At 60.4% G+C, this 17,543-nt stretch carries 17 protein-coding genes and 2 pseudogenes; 14 read left to right on the top strand and 5 right to left on the bottom strand.

Going from position 1 to position 17,543, the window contains the following annotated elements; genetic code table 11:
• Nucleotides 1–180 precede the first annotated feature (180 nt).
• The 5 genes and pseudogenes from E1573_RS02850 to E1573_RS02835 all read left to right on the top strand — a co-directional run.
• Nucleotides 181–1,894: pseudogene (locus tag E1573_RS02850) on the top strand (sigma-54-dependent Fis family transcriptional regulator); the annotation flags it as partial.
• A 104-nt stretch (nt 1,895–1,998) separates the two neighbouring features.
• Nucleotides 1,999–2,145 (top strand): annotated as a pseudogene (locus E1573_RS27155) (helix-turn-helix domain-containing protein); the annotation flags it as partial.
• Nucleotides 2,146–2,211: 66 nt separating this feature from the next.
• Nucleotides 2,212–3,561, top strand: coding sequence for a UDP-N-acetylmuramate:L-alanyl-gamma-D-glutamyl-meso-diaminopimelate ligase (gene mpl / locus E1573_RS02845; RefSeq protein WP_133210466.1), 1,350 nt, complete (start codon nt 2,212–2,214; stop codon nt 3,559–3,561).
• A complete protein-coding gene (gene ubiX, locus E1573_RS02840) occupies nt 3,558–4,187 on the top strand; it encodes a flavin prenyltransferase UbiX (protein ID WP_133210464.1) in 630 nt (209 codons plus the stop codon). The genes mpl and ubiX overlap by 4 nt, the downstream gene beginning before the upstream one ends.
• Nucleotides 4,184–4,471 (top strand): YceK/YidQ family lipoprotein, encoded by a 288-nt coding sequence (locus tag E1573_RS02835; RefSeq protein WP_133210462.1) that lies wholly within the window; start codon nt 4,184–4,186, stop codon nt 4,469–4,471. Before ubiX ends, E1573_RS02835 begins: the two co-directional genes overlap by 4 nt.
• 63 nt (nt 4,472–4,534) lie before the next feature.
• Here the strand turns inward: E1573_RS02835 and E1573_RS02830 are convergent, their stop codons facing one another.
• From E1573_RS02830 to E1573_RS02820, 3 genes are all read right to left on the bottom strand, one after another.
• On the bottom strand, nt 4,535–5,176 hold the full coding sequence (locus E1573_RS02830; protein WP_133210460.1) for an oxidoreductase: 642 nt from the start codon (nt 5,174–5,176) through the stop codon (nt 4,535–4,537).
• Between the two features lie 26 nt (nt 5,177–5,202).
• The gene (locus E1573_RS02825; RefSeq protein WP_133210458.1) at nt 5,203–6,933 is read right to left on the bottom strand and encodes a C13 family peptidase; all 1,731 of its coding nucleotides are present in this window, start codon (nt 6,931–6,933) and stop codon (nt 5,203–5,205) included.
• A gap of 90 nt (nt 6,934–7,023) precedes the next feature.
• Complete coding sequence (locus tag E1573_RS02820; RefSeq protein ID WP_133210456.1) at nt 7,024–7,479, bottom strand: MaoC family dehydratase; 456 nt, start codon at nt 7,477–7,479, stop codon at nt 7,024–7,026.
• Nucleotides 7,480–7,647: 168 nt separating this feature from the next.
• On the opposite strand from E1573_RS02820, the gene E1573_RS02815 reads away from it, so the two are divergent.
• Genes E1573_RS02815 through E1573_RS02805 form a run of 3 tightly spaced genes read left to right on the top strand, consistent with a single transcriptional unit; the run spans nt 7,648 to nt 9,323 of the window.
• Nucleotides 7,648–8,010 (top strand): CidA/LrgA family protein, encoded by a 363-nt coding sequence (locus tag E1573_RS02815; RefSeq protein WP_133210454.1) that lies wholly within the window; start codon nt 7,648–7,650, stop codon nt 8,008–8,010.
• Between the two features lie 2 nt (nt 8,011–8,012).
• Complete coding sequence (locus E1573_RS02810) at nt 8,013–8,723, top strand: LrgB family protein (RefSeq protein ID WP_177494562.1); 711 nt, start codon at nt 8,013–8,015, stop codon at nt 8,721–8,723.
• A gap of 9 nt (nt 8,724–8,732) precedes the next feature.
• Complete coding sequence (locus tag E1573_RS02805; RefSeq protein WP_133210450.1) at nt 8,733–9,323, top strand: LON peptidase substrate-binding domain-containing protein; 591 nt, start codon at nt 8,733–8,735, stop codon at nt 9,321–9,323.
• Nucleotides 9,324–9,327: 4 nt separating this feature from the next.
• Here E1573_RS02805 and E1573_RS02800 read toward each other — a convergent pair whose 3' ends face one another.
• Both E1573_RS02800 and E1573_RS02795 read right to left on the bottom strand, forming a co-directional pair.
• Nucleotides 9,328–10,644: a bifunctional DedA family/phosphatase PAP2 family protein gene (locus E1573_RS02800; protein ID WP_133210448.1), complete on the bottom strand. Its 1,317-nt coding sequence runs from the start codon at nt 10,642–10,644 to the stop codon at nt 9,328–9,330.
• Nucleotides 10,645–10,648: 4 nt separating this feature from the next.
• The gene (locus E1573_RS02795) at nt 10,649–11,341 is read right to left on the bottom strand and encodes a DNA-3-methyladenine glycosylase (RefSeq protein WP_133210446.1); all 693 of its coding nucleotides are present in this window, start codon (nt 11,339–11,341) and stop codon (nt 10,649–10,651) included.
• Between the two features lie 233 nt (nt 11,342–11,574).
• Here E1573_RS02795 and E1573_RS02790 point away from each other — a divergent pair, with 233 nt between their 5' ends.
• The 6 genes from E1573_RS02790 to rodA are packed head-to-tail and all read left to right on the top strand — an operon-like array spanning nt 11,575 to nt 17,533.
• Entirely contained in the window at nt 11,575–12,846 is a 1,272-nt protein-coding gene (locus E1573_RS02790) for a glutamate-5-semialdehyde dehydrogenase (RefSeq protein WP_133210444.1), read from the top strand.
• Nucleotides 12,847–12,883: 37 nt separating this feature from the next.
• Complete coding sequence (gene nadD / locus E1573_RS02785) at nt 12,884–13,534, top strand: nicotinate-nucleotide adenylyltransferase (RefSeq protein ID WP_165957290.1); 651 nt, start codon at nt 12,884–12,886, stop codon at nt 13,532–13,534.
• 45 nt (nt 13,535–13,579) lie between these two features.
• Nucleotides 13,580–14,008 (top strand): ribosome silencing factor, encoded by a 429-nt coding sequence (gene rsfS, locus E1573_RS02780; protein WP_133210442.1) that lies wholly within the window; start codon nt 13,580–13,582, stop codon nt 14,006–14,008.
• Nucleotides 14,009–14,017: 9 nt separating this feature from the next.
• Nucleotides 14,018–14,485 (top strand): 23S rRNA (pseudouridine(1915)-N(3))-methyltransferase RlmH, encoded by a 468-nt coding sequence (gene rlmH, locus E1573_RS02775; RefSeq protein ID WP_010222895.1) that lies wholly within the window; start codon nt 14,018–14,020, stop codon nt 14,483–14,485.
• Between the two features lie 16 nt (nt 14,486–14,501).
• Nucleotides 14,502–16,391, top strand: coding sequence for a penicillin-binding protein 2 (gene mrdA / locus E1573_RS02770; protein WP_133210440.1), 1,890 nt, complete (start codon nt 14,502–14,504; stop codon nt 16,389–16,391).
• 38 nt (nt 16,392–16,429) lie between these two features.
• Nucleotides 16,430–17,533, top strand: a complete 1,104-nt coding sequence (gene rodA, locus E1573_RS02765; RefSeq protein WP_165957289.1) for a rod shape-determining protein RodA — start codon at nt 16,430–16,432, stop codon at nt 17,531–17,533.
• Nucleotides 17,534–17,543 lie beyond the last annotated feature (10 nt).

Here is a 17,543-nt window from a genome sequence, read left to right as displayed (position 1 = left end):
AAGGGTTTGCGAGGTTTTTGCGGGGCAAGGCAGGGAGGTGCTGTGGCAGGGCTGATACAGTGCGGGTGACACTTTGTACCGTTTATGGCACAGGCTGTGACTCGGTGGTCAAGCCGCCATTGCATTGCACCGACGGGTAGAGGATGCTGGGCCTATCTTGTCTGCGGAGAACAATAAAAAGTGCAGAACAATCACCTCAGCCGGCACGCCCGGCAAGTGCTTACGGTGACTCAGGGGCAAGCACAGATGCAGGGGCCTGGCAGTGATCCATCCATTGCCCGCTCGTGGCTGCGTTGCCTTGAGGACTACCATTTGGACCCAGCCCTGAGTGTGGCGCCCACGGTGCTGGAGCATGGGCGCGTGCTGGAGAGCCGTGAGCGCCTGCAGCAGGTACTGCAAATTGCCGGTAATGAGATGAACAGTCTGCACCAGCAGTTGTCCGGAGCAGGGCATGCGGTGCTGCTCACCGATGCCCGCGGGGTGATTCTCAACTGTGTCACGGCGCCCACTGAACGGCGCATTTTCGAGCGTGCCGGGTTATGGCTGGGTGCCGACTGGAGCGAGGCCCGTGAGGGCACCAATGGCATTGGCACCTGCCTGGTCGAGCGTCAGGCGCTGACTATCCACCAAGACGAACATTTTCGAGGTCGCCACACGGGCCTGACCTGTTCGGCCAGCCCGGTGTTCGATCCACATGGCGAGCTGTTGGCGGTGCTCGATGTTTCTTCGGCGCGCCCGGATGTTTCGCGCCAGAGCCAGTTCCATACCATGGCCCTGGTCAATCTCTCGGCGAAGATGATCGAGAGCAGCTATTTCCTGCGGTATTTCGAAAACCAATGGTTGCTGCGCTTTCACCTGCAGGCGGAATCGCTGGGCCTGTTCAGTGAGGGATTGCTGGCGTTCGACGGTGACGGGCGGATCAGTGCGGTCAATCAGAGTGCGCTGAACTTGCTCGGTACGATCCGTGGCGGTGTGCTGGGCAAGCCTGTGGATATGTTTTTCGATTGTTCTCAAGATGAACTGTTCAGCCGTGCGATGCCTGAGAGCAGCGCCCGCTGGCCGCTGCGCACCCGTGACGGGCGGCAGCTTTTTGCCAGCTTGCGTGGACAGGCGCGTTCGCTGCCGGCTGTGGCAGTGCCAGTCATACCGGTTCAGGCGCGTAGCCCGGCGAGCATCTGCTTGGTCGACCCAGCGTTGCAGAATGATTTTCGCCGCGCGGTGCGGGTGTTTGAGCGCGATGTACCGCTGCTGCTCAATGGCGAAACCGGCTGTGGCAAGGAGGCGTTCGCCAAGGCGGTGCATCAGGCCAGCCAACGCAACGGCAAGGCCTTCGTCGCGCTCAACTGTGCATCGATCCCTGAAAGTCTGATCGAGAGCGAGCTGTTCGGCTATCGCGGTGGCAGTTTTACCGGAGCGCGCAAAGAAGGCATGCGTGGCAAGTTGCAGCAGGCCGATGGCGGTACGCTGTTGCTGGATGAAATTGGCGACATGCCGCTGGCCTTGCAAACCCGTCTGCTGCGCGTGCTCGAAGAGCGCATGGTAGTGCCCATTGGTGGCGAGCCGCAGGCGGTTAACGTGCGCATCATCAGTGCCACGCACCGTAACTTGTTGGAGCGGGTGGCAGACGGTAGCTTCCGTGAAGACCTCTACTACCGGCTCAATGGCTTGGAAATCCAGCTGCCGGCGTTGCGTGAGCGCAGTGACAAGTCGCAGTTGCTGGATTTCATCCTGGCTGAAGAGGCGGGTGAGCAAACGGTGGTGCTGGAACCAGCGGCGCGTCAGGCCTTGCTCGACTTCGCCTGGCCCGGGAACGTACGCCAGATGCGTAACGTGTTACGCACCTTGGCGGCCCTGTGTGACGACGGTTGCATCCGCCTCCCCGACTTGCCATCAATCATGGTGGGAGCGGCGGTGCGGCGATCCGACTTGCCCCGCGATTGTAATCTGTCTGAACCAGTGCATCGCGGGGCAAGCCCGCTCCCACAGGAGGTGCTCCCACCGCTGGAGGATGCTGAACGCAGTGTTTTGCTCAATGCGCTGGAGCAGCAACGCTGGCACATGACCCATGTGGCGGCGCAGTTGGGAGTTAGCCGTAATACCTTGTATCGAAAACTTCGCAAACACGGCATCGCTCGCGACGCTTGAGCGAAACACAGGGTGCGATTTCCTGCGCCCTGGGCTACCCTGCCTCGACGTTTTGCGAGGTCGATAATGCATATTCATATTCTTGGTATCTGCGGCACTTTCATGGGCTCTCTGGCAGTGCTGGCCAAAGAGCTCGGGCATCGGGTTACCGGCTCCGACGCCAATGTCTATCCGCCTATGAGCACTCAGCTTGAGGCGCAGGGCATCGAGCTGACCCAGGGTTATGATGCGGCCCAGCTTCATCCGGCACCTGATCTGGTCGTCATCGGTAACGCCTTGTCGCGCGGTAACCCGGCGGTCGAGTATGTCCTCAACAAGGGCCTGCCTTATGTTTCCGGGCCGCAGTGGTTGGCTGATCACGTACTGCAAGGGCGTTGGGTGTTGGCAGTGGCCGGTACGCACGGTAAAACCACCACCAGCAGCATGCTGGCCTGGGTACTGGAACATGCCGGTATGAGCCCAGGCTTCCTGATTGGTGGTGTACCGCAGAACTTTGCCGTGTCGGCTCGTTTGGGTGGCACGCCGTTCTTTGTGGTTGAGGCCGATGAGTACGACAGCGCATTCTTCGACAAGCGCTCGAAATTCGTGCACTACCGCCCACGCACCGCGATCCTCAACAACCTTGAGTTCGATCATGCGGACATTTTCCCTGATCTTGCTGCCATCGAACGACAGTTCCACCACTTGGTGCGCACCATTCCGAGCGAAGGCCTGGTGATTCATCCCACCACTGAGCCGGCGTTGGAGCGGGTGATCAAGATGGGCTGCTGGACCCCGGTACAAACCACCGGTGAAGGCGGGCAGTGGCAGGTCAAATTGCTCAGTGCCGATGGCTCGCGCTTTGAAGTCAGCTTTGAAGGCGAAAGCCAAGGTGTGGTCGAGTGGGCGCTGACCGGCCAGCACAACGTGGCCAACGCTTTGGCTACCCTGGCTGCGGCCCGCCATGTAGGCGTGGTACCGGCACTGGGCATTGCTGCGCTGAGCGCGTTCAAAAGCGTGAAGCGGCGCATGGAAAAGGTCGCCGAAGTGCAAGGCGTGACCATTTATGACGACTTTGCCCATCACCCGACCGCCATTGCCACCACCCTCGACGGCCTGCGTAAACGTGTTGGCGATGCGCCACTGATCGCCGTGATCGAGCCGCGCTCCAATTCGATGAAGTTGGGTGCCCACCGCGACGGGTTGCCGGAAAGCGTTAACGATGCTGACCAGGTCATCTGGTACGCGCCACCGAATCTCGGCTGGGATCTGGCAGCCACCGCTGCCGAGTGCACGGTACCGTCGATGGTTGCCGATAGCCTTGAAGCCATCATTGAGCAGGTTAAAAGTCAGGCCAAGCCGGGCACCCAGGTGGTGATCATGAGTAACGGCGGTTTTGGCGGGCTGCATGGCAAATTGGCAGAGGCGCTGAAATGAGTGGGCCGGAACGCATCACACTGGCGATGACCGGCGCCTCGGGGGCGCAGTATGGGCTGCGCCTGCTCGATTGCCTGGTGCGTGAAGACCGCGAGGTGCATTTCCTGATCTCCAAGGCAGCACAACTGGTGATGTCGACCGAGACCGATGTGGTGCTTCCGGCCAAACCCCAGGCGATGCAGGCCTTTCTGACCGAGTACACCGGCGCTGCAGACGGGCAGATTCGTGTGTATGGCAAGGAAGACTGGATGTCGCCGGTGGCGTCCGGCTCCGGCGCACCGGCGGCGATGGTGGTGGTGCCATGCTCTACTGGCACCTTGTCGGCGATTGCTACCGGCGCGTGCAACAACCTGATCGAGCGCGCCGCCGATGTCACGCTCAAAGAGCGCCGCCAGCTGATTCTGGTGCCACGTGAAGCGCCGTTCTCGACCATTCACCTGGAAAACATGCTCAAGTTGTCGAACATGGGCGCAGTGATTTTGCCTGCGGCACCGGGGTTCTATCACCAGCCGCAGACCATCGACGACCTGATCGATTTTGTGGTGGCACGGATTCTCAATCTGCTAAACATCCCTCAGGACATGCTGCCGCGTTGGGGTGAGCACCACTTCGGCGCTGATGAATGAAGCGACTGCTTGGCGTCGCCTTGTTGGGGATGTTGGCCAGTGGTTGTGCAACCGTGCGCACGCTGGATGCAGCGAAGCCGGGTGCGCCGTTGGTGTATAGCGGTACACGCTTGGATTTATATGCGTTACAGGGTGGGTGCTGCGCCATGGACCGCTTTGGCGCTGAGGCACCGCAGTATCCGGGGCTTGATCTGCCGGGCAGTGCTTTGCTCGATACCTTGCTACTGCCCCTGTCGGTGCTGACGGCTATAGGCGTGAGTTTTCAGGCGACAGGTGGATTGTAAATCGCGGGGCAAGCCCGCTCCCACAGGCGCCTCATAACCTGTGGGAGCGGGCTTGCCCCGCGATCATTTCCCAAGCCTGCGCAGCTCATCAGACTCGACAATACGAATCCCGTCTTGCTCCTCAAGCGCCAAGCGCCATAAAGCACGCGCCAGCTGGCAGGCTTCAATGCCACGGTACTTGCCGGGAATCAGCTTTGACAGCGGCCCTGCAACCCGTTCGGCCAGGCGCGGCTCTTGTCGATCGCCCAGCAGCAGGGAAGGCCGGGCAATGGTCAATTGTGGCCAGTCTTGCGCCTTCAGCGCTTCTTCCATCTCGCCTTTGACCCGGTTGTAGAAAATCGGCGACTTCGGGTCGGCCCCCAGGGCACTGATGACGATCAGGTGACGTGCGCCCATTTCCCGCGCGCGTTTGCCGAAGGCGACCACCATGTCCAGGTCAACGGCACGGAATGCGGGTTCGGAGCCTGCCTGTTTTATCGTGGTGCCCAGGCAGCAGAAGGCGATATCGACGCGACCGCCCAACTGCGGTAAGAACAGCGCAGGGTCTCCCACCGGGTTTTCCAGGTGCGGGTGTTCAGCCAGTGGCCGGCGGGTGGGCGCCAGTACCCGGCTGACAGTCGGCTCGTTGAGCAGCCGATCGAGTAAATGTTCACCGGTGAGGCCGGTGGCTCCGGCAAGCAGGATGTGTTGAGGCGTCAAGTACATGATGTCTCTCCCTTGATACACTCAGCTTAGTGGTTGCCGGCATGTTTTGCATGCCCGGTCAATTTCTGCGCATTGCTCTGCAGCGCTTTGCGTGCCTGTTGCTGGCGTAGTTGCTGCCAACGCGACAGTACTTCGCTCGGGGCCCAGATCTGTGGCTCGGATGCTTCGAAACCTTCCACGGTCTCCCGCTCGGCAACCAGGGTGTTGGCCAAGTCAAATGCCTGACGCAAATCGTCGGTCTGGTTCAGGGCCTGGGCGAACAGAGCGTCGCCGAAGTAGGTGAAGTCGGCCTCTTCAGAGCAGCCGAACGACACGCGGTCAGCGCGTGCGGCGGTCATGATCAGGGTCTTGTTGTCTTTGAGTGCGTCGATGTAGCCACCGGAGTAGCACGCCGAAATGACGATCACTTTGTCGCGATCTTTTAATGGCGCCAAAGCGCTGGCCAGCGCGTCGGCGGGCAGGTCGGCCAGTTGCAGGCGCGGTAAGTCCAGCACCAGTTCGTGGTCTTGGCTGCCATGGCTGGTCAGGTAGATGAACAACAGGTCTTCGGGGCCACTGCGTTCGGCCAGGGTGCGTGCGGCACGCGCCAGGTTTTCGCGGGTGGCCAGCGGGCGGTCGTCGAGGTGATCGCGGTGGTTGACCAGGTTGACCTGGCCGATGGCGCCGAAACGGCTTTTGAGCAAGGTGCTCACGTACTCGGCTTCGCGCATGAACACACTTTGTTTTCCATCGCCCGCCAGCACCAGGCTGTACAGTTCGATTTCGGGGGTCGATGGCGGGACCTTGGCCAATGCGTTATCCAGTAATGTGCCTTGGTTGAGCAGGGCCAGTTCCAGTGGGTCAGGTAGCAACCTGCCTTGCTCGTCACGCACGCGCTGGCCATTGACCCAGTAGCCACTCTGGCTGCTGCCATCGCTCAGGGTCAGGCGGCCCTGGCCGTGGTAGGTGTCGTTGTCGAATCCACCCACATACAGGCTGCCATCAGCCAATTGCAGACGACCCTTGCCGGTAAAGCGCCAGTCTTGGAAGTTGCCCTTGTAGTGGCTGCCATCGGCGCCAATCAGTTCACCTTTGCCATTGAGCGTGCCGTCTTTGAACTGGCCAATCCACACATCGCCCTCGGCGCTTTCGTAGCGGCCGCGACCTTCCAGGCGGTTGTCATGGAACGCGCCGATGTACTGATCGCCTTCGGCGCTGTTGAAGGTGCCGCTGCCTTCCAGCTGACCATTGGCGAAGCGGCCGCTGAACTGGTTGCCGCTGGCGTCGCTGCGAATGCCTTCGCCATTGGGTTTGCCGCGAGCGAACAGGCCCTGGTACTGGCTGCCATCGGATAACTCCAGATGCCCGGCGCCACTGTACTGATCGTCCTTGAACTGGCCGCGATACAACAGGCCGTTTTCTTTGAGAATGCCTTCGCCGTCGCGGCGCCCGGCTTTGAAACTGCCGGTGTAGCTGCTGCCTGGTGTTTTCAGGGTGCCCAGCCCATGAAACAAGCCCTGCTGGAACTGGCCACGGTAGACCTCGCCGTTGCTGCCATGCCACTCGCCTTTACCGTGCCATTGGCCAGCCTGGAAGTTGCCGGCGTACCAGCTGCCATTGGGGTAATCGATGCGCCCTTCGCCTTGCAGCAGGCCATCCACGATTTGCCCACGGTAGCGTCCGCCATCGGGGAGGCGAGCATCAGGTGGAGACAGTGGTTCACCCTCGCCACAGGCGGCGAGTAGTAAGGTCAGGGCAAGCGGAACAAGTGGGCGCATGACGGGGTCCGGACGGGTAAGGCCCCGAGTATGCCGCACAATGCGCAGGCTGAAACAGCCGCCGAGGGCTGTTTCAGTGTAGGGCGCTTCTTAGACGAAGCAGAGGGTCAGTGGCTCAGCAATATAGGCGGGCTTTTCCTGGCCTTCGATTTCCAGGGTGGTGGTGAGCTTGAGTAGCCATTGGCCAGGCTTTTTCTCCTCCGCTTTTGCCAGCTCAACTTTGAGCCGTACCCGGCTGTCGACCTTGACCGGTTGGATAAAGCGCACGCTGTCGAGGCCGTAGTTAACGACCATCTTCAGGCCCTCAGGAAGCACAATGATGTCTTCCATCAATTTGGGGATTAGCGAAAGAGTGAGAAAACCGTGAGCGATAGTGCTGCCAAATGGCGTATTTGCTGCCTTCACCGGATCGACATGGATGAACTGAAAATCGCCAGTGGCTTCAGCAAACAGGTTGATGCGGTTTTGATCGATGGTCAGCCATTCGGAACGTCCCAGTTCCTTACCAACGTACTGCGAAAGCTCTGCAACAGGTACTTGAGGCATCGTGACTCTCCAGATTGCTTTGGTTTTCTTATAGGGGCGGCAGAATCGAAAGGCTAAATTCACCACGCCTGCCAAAAGCGGTCAAGTCGGCATGTTTTCGGCGAATATCAGGTTATAGGCAGGTCGTTAGCGTGCTTATAATGGCCGCCAGGCCCGAAGGAGAAAGTTATGCTGTTGCGTGGTTTGACCTGGCTGGTGTTGTTTCAATTGCTTGGGACGGCGATTAACCATTTGTTTGTGCCCATCTTGCCTGGGCCGATTATTGGTCTTCTGCTCTTGCTGGTGTTTCTGATGCTGCGCGGGGAAGTAGGCGCGCCGCTGAGCGAGGCGGCCAACAGCTTGCTGCGTTACCTACCGTTGCTGCTGGTACCGCCAGCGGTGGGTGTGATGGTGTACGCCGCAGACATCGCTGCAGATTTCTGGGCCATTGTCGGGGCGTTGGTGATCTCGGCGCTGGTGACCCTGGCTTTTGTCGGCGTGCTCATGCAAAAGCTTATCGCCCGGCAGGCCAAGCGTGAGGAGCGGCCATGAACCTGGACTGGAACGGTGCGCTGAACGCGGTCATTCATCACCCCTTGTTTGGCATCGGCATTACCCTGGGCGCGTACCAGTTGGTGTTGGCGGCCTATGAAAAGACCCGCTGGATTTTTCTGCAGCCGGTACTGGTGTCGATGCTTGTAGTCATTGGCGTACTGCTCACCTGTGGCCTGACTTACAGTGAGTACCGCAAAAGTACCGAAATCATGAGCATCCTGCTCGGGCCTGCGACCGTCGCACTGGCGGTTCCGCTTTATCTCAATCTGCGGCGCATTCGCCAGCTGTTCTGGCCGACCTTTACTACGCTAGTAATCGGAGGGATCGTGGCAACAGGCGCTTGCGTGTTGCTGGGCTGGTGGTTTGGCGCCGAGCATATGATTCTGATGACCATGGCGCCCAAGTCGGTGACTTCGCCTATCGCCATGCTAGTGGCTGAACAGATTGGCGGCGTGGCCGCACTGGCAGCGGTGTTTGTGCTGATCACCGGCGTGATCGGTGCGATCTTTGGCCCTCAATTGCTGTCGCGTTGTGGGGTTCACAGCCCGGAAGCACGAGGCATGGCCCTGGGGGTAACCGCTCATGCGGTGGGCACTTCGGTGGCCCTGCAGGAAAGTGATGAGTGTGGGGCCTTTGCGGCCCTGGCGATGAGCCTGATGGGCGTGGCCACTGCGGTTTTCCTGCCGTTGGCGGTCAGCCTGGTTGCTTGAGGAATTGCAATGACGTTACCGCTGTTTCCACTCAATACCGTGCTGTTTCCAGGTTGCTTCCTTGATTTGCAGATTTTCGAGGCGCGCTACCTGGACATGATCGGCCGCTGCATGAAGCAGGGCGGCGGCTTTGGTGTGGTTTGCATCCTGGAGGGCGAGCAGGTCGGCAAGGCGCCTGAAGGCTATGCCTCTATTGGTTGCGAGGCAGTGATCCGCGATTTCCAGCAGCAAGACAATGGCCTGCTCGGCATTCGTGTCGAAGGTACTCGGCGCTTTCGTGTGCAGAGTGCTCAGGTGCAGAAAGATCAGCTACTGCTGGCCGATGTGCAGTGGTTGCAGGAACGTCCGGACACTCCATTGGCTGAGCAGGATGACGACCTGCTGGCGCTGCTCAAAGCGTTGGGCGAGCACCCGATGGTGGCTGCGCTGAACATGCCGTCTGCGGTGGTGGGCCAGCAATCGCTGGCCAACCAGCTGGCCTACCTGCTGCCCTTTGTCGAAGAAGACAAACTGGACCTGCTGGCCATCGACTCCGCGCAGCAACGCCTGAATGCTATTCAGGCATTGCTTGACCGCCTGCAAGGCGAACTCTTCGCCTGAGTTCTCAATACTGATAGCGCAGCAGGGCGTCCGGCATTGCGTGCAAGCTGAAGAACGCCAGAAGGGCGATGCACGCGGGCAGAATCAACCACCAGACCTTTAGTGGCAGGGCCGTCAGCGGTTGGCGGCGCTGGATCAAGGTCAGACTGGTGGCGCATATACAGCAGGCGAGCATGGCGCCGGCAAGAATATCGGTTGGCCAGTGCACTCCCAGGTAGACCCGCGACAGGGCAATGGCCAGTGCTGGCAAACAACCCAGCATGATCCAGGTCAGGCGCATACGCGCTGGCTGGCCGCGTCCGGCCAGTACTGCCAGCACCAGGAAGAAGGCAAACGCCGCCGAACTGTGGCCGCTGGGCATGCTGTAGGTGGTAAGCGGATCGGTCAGGACTTCCGGACGGGCGCGGGCGAACAGCCATTTCAGACTGCCGTTTGCCAGGGCAGTGCCGACCAGCGTGGTGCCGGCAAACAGCGCTGGACGCCACTGCCGTGCCAGCAGCAACAGGCCGGTCAGCAGGCCACCGAGGAAAAACTGCGTGCGAAAATCGCCCATGCGGGTGATCAGCACTACCGTGCCATCGATGGCGTTGCTGCGATGCTCCTGAATCAGCGTCATCAAGCCCTGATCGAACTCATGCAAATACGGCCAGCCAACAAACAGCCCGGTCAGCGCCAGCAGGCTGAGCCCCGCGATCACGCGGGTGCCGCGACGCATGCTGCGCAGGCTGCAATTGATGCTGACGCCAACCAGAATCGCCAAACCGGCGGCGATCAGGCCGGCATCGAGCCAGAAGCCCTCGGGCAGTGGCAAGCGCATGGCGGCACCTGTGGCCCAGCCGGGCAACAGGTAGGCAACCGACCAACCGGCACCAGCGATCAGGCTGACGGCGATAAAGCGTGGCAGGGGCATGTCGAACATCCCGGCGACCATCGGCAGCATCGGCCGCAGTGGCCCGATGAAGCGCCCTACCAACAGGCTGGCAATACCGTAGCGCTGGAAATAGGTTTCGGCGCCGCCGATCCACTCCGGGTGATGGCGCAGCAAGGGCAGGCGCCGGATGTTCTGATGAAACTTGCGCCCCAACGTGTAGGAGATGGCATCGCCCAAAATGCCGCCTAGGAACCCCAGTAGCAAGGTTTCACCCAGCGACAGGGCACCGCTGCCCGCCAATACGGCGACGCCAAACAACAGTACGGTGCCCGGTACGATAATCCCGGCGATGGCCAGGCATTCCACGCAGGCCACCAGAAAAATTGCCAAGCCAAGCCATTGCGGGTTGGCACCAAGCCAACCGGTCAGGCTGTCGAGCCATTGGCCCATCGTGTCAGATTCCTTGTGTCAGTAAAAAGTAGTCCCGGCCTTCGACTTGGCCGCGGCGCAGTGGGTTCCGCGTGCACTGGCGGGCAAACTCGGCGTCGACAAAGCGGTAGGGCAGATGTTCGTCGCGGCCAGCGGGGATGCCTAGACGGGTGGTCTGGATAATGTGTTTCACCTTGATTCCGCAGTCTTCAACGAACAGCCGTTCGGCGTCAAAACGCTTGGCATCCCAATGCGGTACTTTCAGGCCCAGTGCTTTGCACAATAGCGTCTGACCTGAGCACAAGCGTTCGCTGTCGCGCAATTGACCGTTGGCGGCGGGGCTGTTCAGTTGCATCTGCGCCAGGCTGTTGGCATCGGAAATGGCGTCGACGAAGGCGACGGCCGATTTGATCAGCACCGCATTGCCCGGGCCCTGGGCGCTGAAGTTCAGCGAGTCGCCGCCGCGTGCGTAGTACATGTAGATGTGCCCGCCATCGAGGAACAGCGCCTTGCGTTTTTCTGTGTAACCGAGCGAGGCGTGGCTGCCCTTGTCGCTCAGGTAATAAGCCTCGGTCTCGATAATGCGCGCCGCCAGCCAGTAAGGGCCTTGGCGGTGGCGGATGATCTTGCCCAGCAGGGCCTTGGCCAGTTCCTGTGCATCGCGGTTAAAGAAACTGTCGGGCAATGCTTGGGTCGGGCAGGGGGCTGAGTCGGGCATGCGGGCAGGTTCGCGGTGGGCTGGTCGGCGATAATAGCAATTTCTGCCTTAACCGAACCTGTAGGAGCGGGCTTGCCCCGCGAGGCGATGTGACAGACAAATCGCAATCGCGGGGCAAGCCCGCTCCTACAGGGAATCGAAACTGTTTTTTACCATCCGCCTGTCTCCGCTGGGCGCGGGGCGGCGCGACAGTTATAATCAGCCGATTTCCCCTTCGCCAAGACACTGAGCCCATGACTGAGTCTGTTCTTGACTATATGACCCGCCTGGGTCGCGCTGCCCGTGAGGCGGCCCGCGTCATCGCCCGAGCCAGCACCGCGCAGAAGAACCGTGCGCTGCAGGCCGCTGCCAATGCCCTGGATGCTGCTCGTGACGAACTGTCGGCCGCCAACGAGCTGGACTTGGCCGCCGGCCGTGCCAATGGCCTGGAACCGGCCATGCTGGAGCGCCTGGCGCTGACCCCAGCCCGCATCGACAGCATGATCGTCGGCTTGCGTCAGGTGGCCAGCCTGCCAGATCCGGTCGGTGCCATTCGTGACATGAGCTACCGCCCATCGGGTATTCAGGTCGGCAAGATGCGCGTACCGCTGGGCGTCATCGGCATCATCTACGAGTCACGTCCCAACGTGACCATCGATGCGGCCAGCCTGTGCTTGAAGTCGGGTAATGCCACCATTTTGCGCGGCGGCTCCGAGGCGATTCACTCCAATCGCGCGATTGCCGAATGCATCCAGCGTGGTCTGGCTGAGGCAGGCCTGCCTGCGGCTGTGGTTCAGGTGGTAGAAACCACGGATCGCGAGGCGGTCGGTGCATTGATCAGCATGCCGGAGTATGTCGATGTGATCGTGCCGCGTGGCGGCAAGGGCCTGATCGAGCGTATCAGCCGCGATGCGCGGGTGCCGGTGATCAAGCACCTCGACGGCATCTGTCATGTGTACGTGGCTGAGCATGCGGAGCTGGACAAGGCGCGGCGTATTGCCTTCAATGCCAAAACCTACCGTTATGGCATCTGTGGGGCGATGGAAACCCTGCTTGTGGACCAAACGGTCGCAGCAGACTTTTTGCCGGAAATGGCCCGCCAATTTCGGGAAAAAGGCGTCGAACTTCGCGGTTGCGAGCGCACCCGCCAGATTATCGATGCCGTGCCGGCCAGTGAAGAAGACTGGAACACCGAGTACCTGGCGGCGATCCTGTCGATCCGTGTGGTCGACGGCCTGGATCAGGCTATCGAGCACATCAACCATTACGGTTCGCACCACACCGACTCCATCGTCACTGAGCATCAGGGGCAGGCCCGGCGCTTCACTGCCGAAGTTGATTCGTCTTCGGTCATGATCAACACGCCAACCTGCTTTGCCGATGGCTTCGAGTACGGCCTGGGCGCAGAAATCGGTATTTCCACCGACAAGCTGCACGCCCGTGGCCCGGTCGGTCTGGAAGGCCTGACCTGCGAAAAATATGTAGTGATCGGCGACGGTCAACTGCGCGGGCAGGAGTCGCTCTGACTTGGCTGAGCGCAAACCGCTCGCTACAGTCATGACGATGACGCCTGGCCGGCGCATCGGCGTGCTCGGCGGGACATTCGACCCGGTCCACATTGGTCACCTGCGCAGTGCGCTGGAGGTGGCCGAAGTGCTGGCGCTGGACGAGCTTCGGCTGATGCCCAACGCCCGTCCGCCCCACCGCGACACACCACAAGTGTCGGCCCAGGACCGGCTGGCAATGGTTCGCTGTGCCGTTGAAGGTGTGCCGAATCTGTCGGTGGATGCGCGCGAGCTGGAGCGTGACACGCCGTCGTATACCATTGAAACACTTGAGCTGATGCGTGCCGAAATGGCCGCCTCTGATCAGCTGTTTCTGCTGCTGGGCTGGGACGCGTTCTGCGGCCTGCCGAGTTGGCATCGTTGGGAAGAATTGCTGCAACACTGTCACATCCTGGTGCTGCAACGCCCGGATGCCGACGTCGAGCCACCAGATGCCCTGCGCAATCTGTTGGCTGCACGCTCAGTCAGTGATCCGCAGGCCCTGGTGGGGCCAGCGGGACATATTGCATTCGTCTGGCAGACGCCGCTCGCGGTGTCAGCCACGCAGATCCGACAGCTGCTGGCCAGCGGCAAGTCGGTGCGGTTTCTGGTGCCGGACGCAGTACTGGCCTACATCGATGCGCACAACCTTTACCGTGCGCCGAACTGAAGGTGCTGTGAAGCGCCTCACACTATTGAGTTGAATGAGTTTTATATGACCAAGCAAAAAATCAGTGCCATCAGTGGCGAAGAACTGGTCGAACTGACCAAGGCCGCTCTGGAAGACGTCAAGGCCCAGGACATCCAGGTCATCGACGTGCGCGATAAACACAGCCTGACCGATTACATGATCATCGCCACCGGTACGTCCAACCGCCAGATCAACGCGATGCTGGAAAAGGTCCGTGAAGCGGTCAAAGCCAAAGGCGCGCAGCCGCTGGGCGAAGAAGGCAAGGGCGACAGCGACTGGGTACTGCTCGACCTCAACGATGTCATCGTTCACATGATGACCGCTGCTGCCCGTCAGTTCTACGACCTCGAGCGCCTGTGGTTGGGTGCCGAGCAGAGCCGTGCCGCTGATGGCAAACACCACAGCCCGGAAAATAACCACGCCTATTCCGACAACCTCAAAGACCGGGAATAAGGAAGGCTCGTGCGTCTGCGTCTGATCGCGGTCGGCTCGCGCATGCCCAAATGGGTCGAAGACGGTTGGCATGAGTATGCCAAGCGCTTGCCCTCGGAGCTGTCGCTGGAGCTGGTGGAGATTCCGCTCAATACCCGGGGCAAGAATGCCGATGTCGCTCGCCTGATTCGTCAGGAGGGCGAGGCCATGCTCGCCAAGGTCCAGCCAGGGGAACGGATTGTCACCCTGGAGGTCCATGGCAAGCCGTGGAGCACCGAGCAACTGGCTGTTGAGCTGGACCGCTGGCGGCTCGATTCGCGCACTGTGAACTTCATGGTCGGCGGCCCGGAAGGGCTGGCGCCGGAAGTCTGCGCGCGTGCCGAACAGCGCTGGTCGCTGTCGCCGCTGACCCTGCCGCACCCATTGGTAAGGATACTGATCGGCGAACAGCTGTACCGCGCCTGGACCGTGCTGTCCGGGCACCCTTACCACAAATGAACCTGTAAGCCTTTCAATGACGCAGCCGATTCGTCTCAAGGATCACGAGAAAGACGCCCGTTTGGTGCGCAGTCGCGTCGTGGTCGGTGCCGTGGCGATCGTCCTGCTGATCTGCGTGCTGATCGCTCGCCTGTATTACCTGCAGGTGATCCAGTACGACTATCACTCGACCCTGTCGGAAAACAATCGGGTGCATGTGCAGCCGATTCCGCCGACCCGCGGGCTGATTTTCGACCGTAACGGCGTGATCATCGCCGACAACCGGCCCAGCTTCAGCCTGAGCATGACCCGAGAGCGTTCCGGCGACTGGCAGCAGGTGCTCGACGTGATCGTCGAGGTGCTCGAGCTGACCCCAGACGACCGTACGCTGTTTGAAAAGCGCATGCGTCAGGGGCGTCGACCGTTCGAGCCGGTGCCGATTCTGTTTGAGCTGACCGAGGAGCAGATCGCCCGGATTGCGGTGAACCAGTTCCGTTTGCCCGGTGTTGAAGTGGTTGCCCAGTTGGTGCGGCATTACCCGCAAGGTGCGCACTTTGCGCATTCGGTCGGCTATGTGGGGCGGATCAACGAGAAAGAACTCAAGACCCTCGACCCGGTCAACTACAGCGGTACCCACCATATCGGCAAGACCGGCATCGAACGTTTTTACGAGCCTGAGCTGCATGGGCAGGTGGGCTATGAGGAAGTCGAGACCAACGCCCGCGGCCGGGTATTGCGGGTGCTCAAGCGAACCGACCCGATTCCTGGCAAAGACATTGTCCTGAGCCTCGACATCAAGCTGCAGGAAGCCGCCGAAGCTGCGCTGGCCGGGCGTCGTGGCGCTATCGTCGCGCTCGATCCGAACACCGGCGAGGTGTTGGCCATGGTCAGTCAGCCGAGTTTCGACCCCAACCTGTTCGTGACCGGTATCAGTTTCAAGGCCTATGCCGAGCTGCGCGACTCGATTGATCGGCCGCTGTTCAACCGCGTGCTGCGCGGGCTGTATCCGCCGGGCTCGACGATCAAACCAGCCGTGGCCATTGCTGGCCTGGATAGTGGCGTAGTGACTGCTTCGAGCCGGGTATTCGACCCTGGTTATTACCAACTGCCCAATTACGACCACAAGTACCGTAACTGGAACCGCACTGGTGATGGCTGGGTCGACCTCGACACGGCGATCATGCGTTCCAATGACACCTACTTCTACGACCTGGCGCACAAGATGGGCATCGACCGCCTGTCCAGCTACATGAACCGCTTCGGGATTGGTCGCAAGGTCTCGCTGGATATGTTCGAAGAATCACCCGGCTTGATGCCTTCGCGTGAGTGGAAGCGTGCGACGCGTCGCCAAGCCTGGTTCCCCGGCGAAACCCTGATTCTTGGTATTGGCCAGGGCTACATGCAGGCCACACCGTTGCAGCTGGCCCAGGCCACTGCGCTGATTGCCAACAAAGGTAAGTGGAACCGTCCGCACCTGGCCAAGACCATCGAAGGCCAGCCGCCGGTGGATGAGAACCCGATCGATGACATCGTGCTGCGGGACAAGTCCGACTGGAACAAGGTTACCCACGGCATGGAGCAGGTGATGCACGGCGCGCGGGGTACAGCGCGCAAGGCTTCGATCGGCGCGCAATACCGGATTGCCGGCAAGAGTGGTACCGCTCAGGTGGTGGCCATCAAGCAGGGTGAGAAATACGACCGCAACAAACTGCAGGAACGCCACCGCGACCACGCGTTGTTCGTAGGTTTCGCACCGGCAGACAACCCCAAGATCGTGGTGTCGGTGATGGTTGAGAACGGTGAATCCGGTTCCGGTGTTGCCGCCCCTGTGGTGCGTCAGGTTATGGACGCCTGGTTGCTCGGAGCCGACGGTCGCCTGAAACCTGAATTCACCAACCCCTCCATTGCGCAGGAATCGGCCCCGTGATGAGTAACTTCAATCGCATGCTCTCTAGTGAGGATGTGATGCGCCGCCGCGCCAGTTTCTTGCAACGTATCCATATCGATGGCCCGTTGCTGATTCTGTTGCTGACCCTGGCGGCTGGCAGCCTGTTTGTCCTTTATTCTGCCAGTGGCAAGAACTGGGACCTGCTGCTCAAGCAGGCCAGTTCCTTTGGCATTGGCCTGGTGTCGATGTTCGTCATCGCTCAACTTGAGCCGCGATTCATGGCGCGGTGGGTGCCATTGGCTTACGTCTGTGGGGTGATCTTGCTGGTGGTGGTCGATGTGATGGGCCACAACGCAATGGGCGCCACGCGCTGGATCAACATTCCCGGGGTGATTCGCTTCCAGCCCTCGGAATTCATGAAAATCATCATGCCGGCCACTATTGCCTGGTACCTGGCCAAACGCTCGCTGCCTCCGCACCTCAAGCATGTGATGATCAGTCTGATCATGATCGGCGTGCCGTTCATCCTGATTGTGCGACAGCCTGACCTGGGCACCGCCTTGCTGATTCTGGCCTCGGGTGCGTTCGTGTTGTTCATGGGCGGTCTGCGCTGGCGCTGGATTCTCAGCGTGCTCGCCGCTGCGGTCCCGGTGGCGATTGCCATGTGGTTTTTCGTCATGCACGACTACCAGAAACAACGGGTACTGACCTTCCTTGACCCGGAAAGTGACCCATTGGGCACCGGCTGGAACATCATTCAGTCCAAGGCGGCCATCGGTTCTGGGGGCGTGTTTGGCAAAGGTTGGTTGCTAGGTACCCAGTCGCACCTGGACTTCCTGCCGGAAAGCCACACTGACTTCATCATCGCCGTGTTGGGTGAGGAATTCGGCCTGGTGGGCATCTGTGCGTTGCTGCTGATCTACCTGCTGTTGATCGGCCGCGGCCTGGTGATTACTGCCCAGGCGCAAACGCTCTACGGCAAGCTGCTGGCAGGTAGCTTGACCATGACCTTTTTCGTTTATGTATTCGTCAACATCGGTATGGTCAGCGGCCTGTTGCCCGTGGTGGGTGTACCGCTGCCCTTCATTAGTTATGGCGGAACTTCGTTGGTGACGCTGCTGTCAGCGTTTGGAGTTTTAATGTCGATCCATACGCATCGCAAATGGATTGCGCAGGTTTGAATAAGGTGAA

This window comes from Pseudomonas sp. H9 (genome assembly GCF_004353925.1).
In the GTDB taxonomy this organism is placed as follows: domain Bacteria; phylum Pseudomonadota; class Gammaproteobacteria; order Pseudomonadales; family Pseudomonadaceae; genus Aquipseudomonas.
Note: the sequence above shows the minus strand (reverse complement) of the source record. Positions and strands in the feature narration are given on the sequence as shown.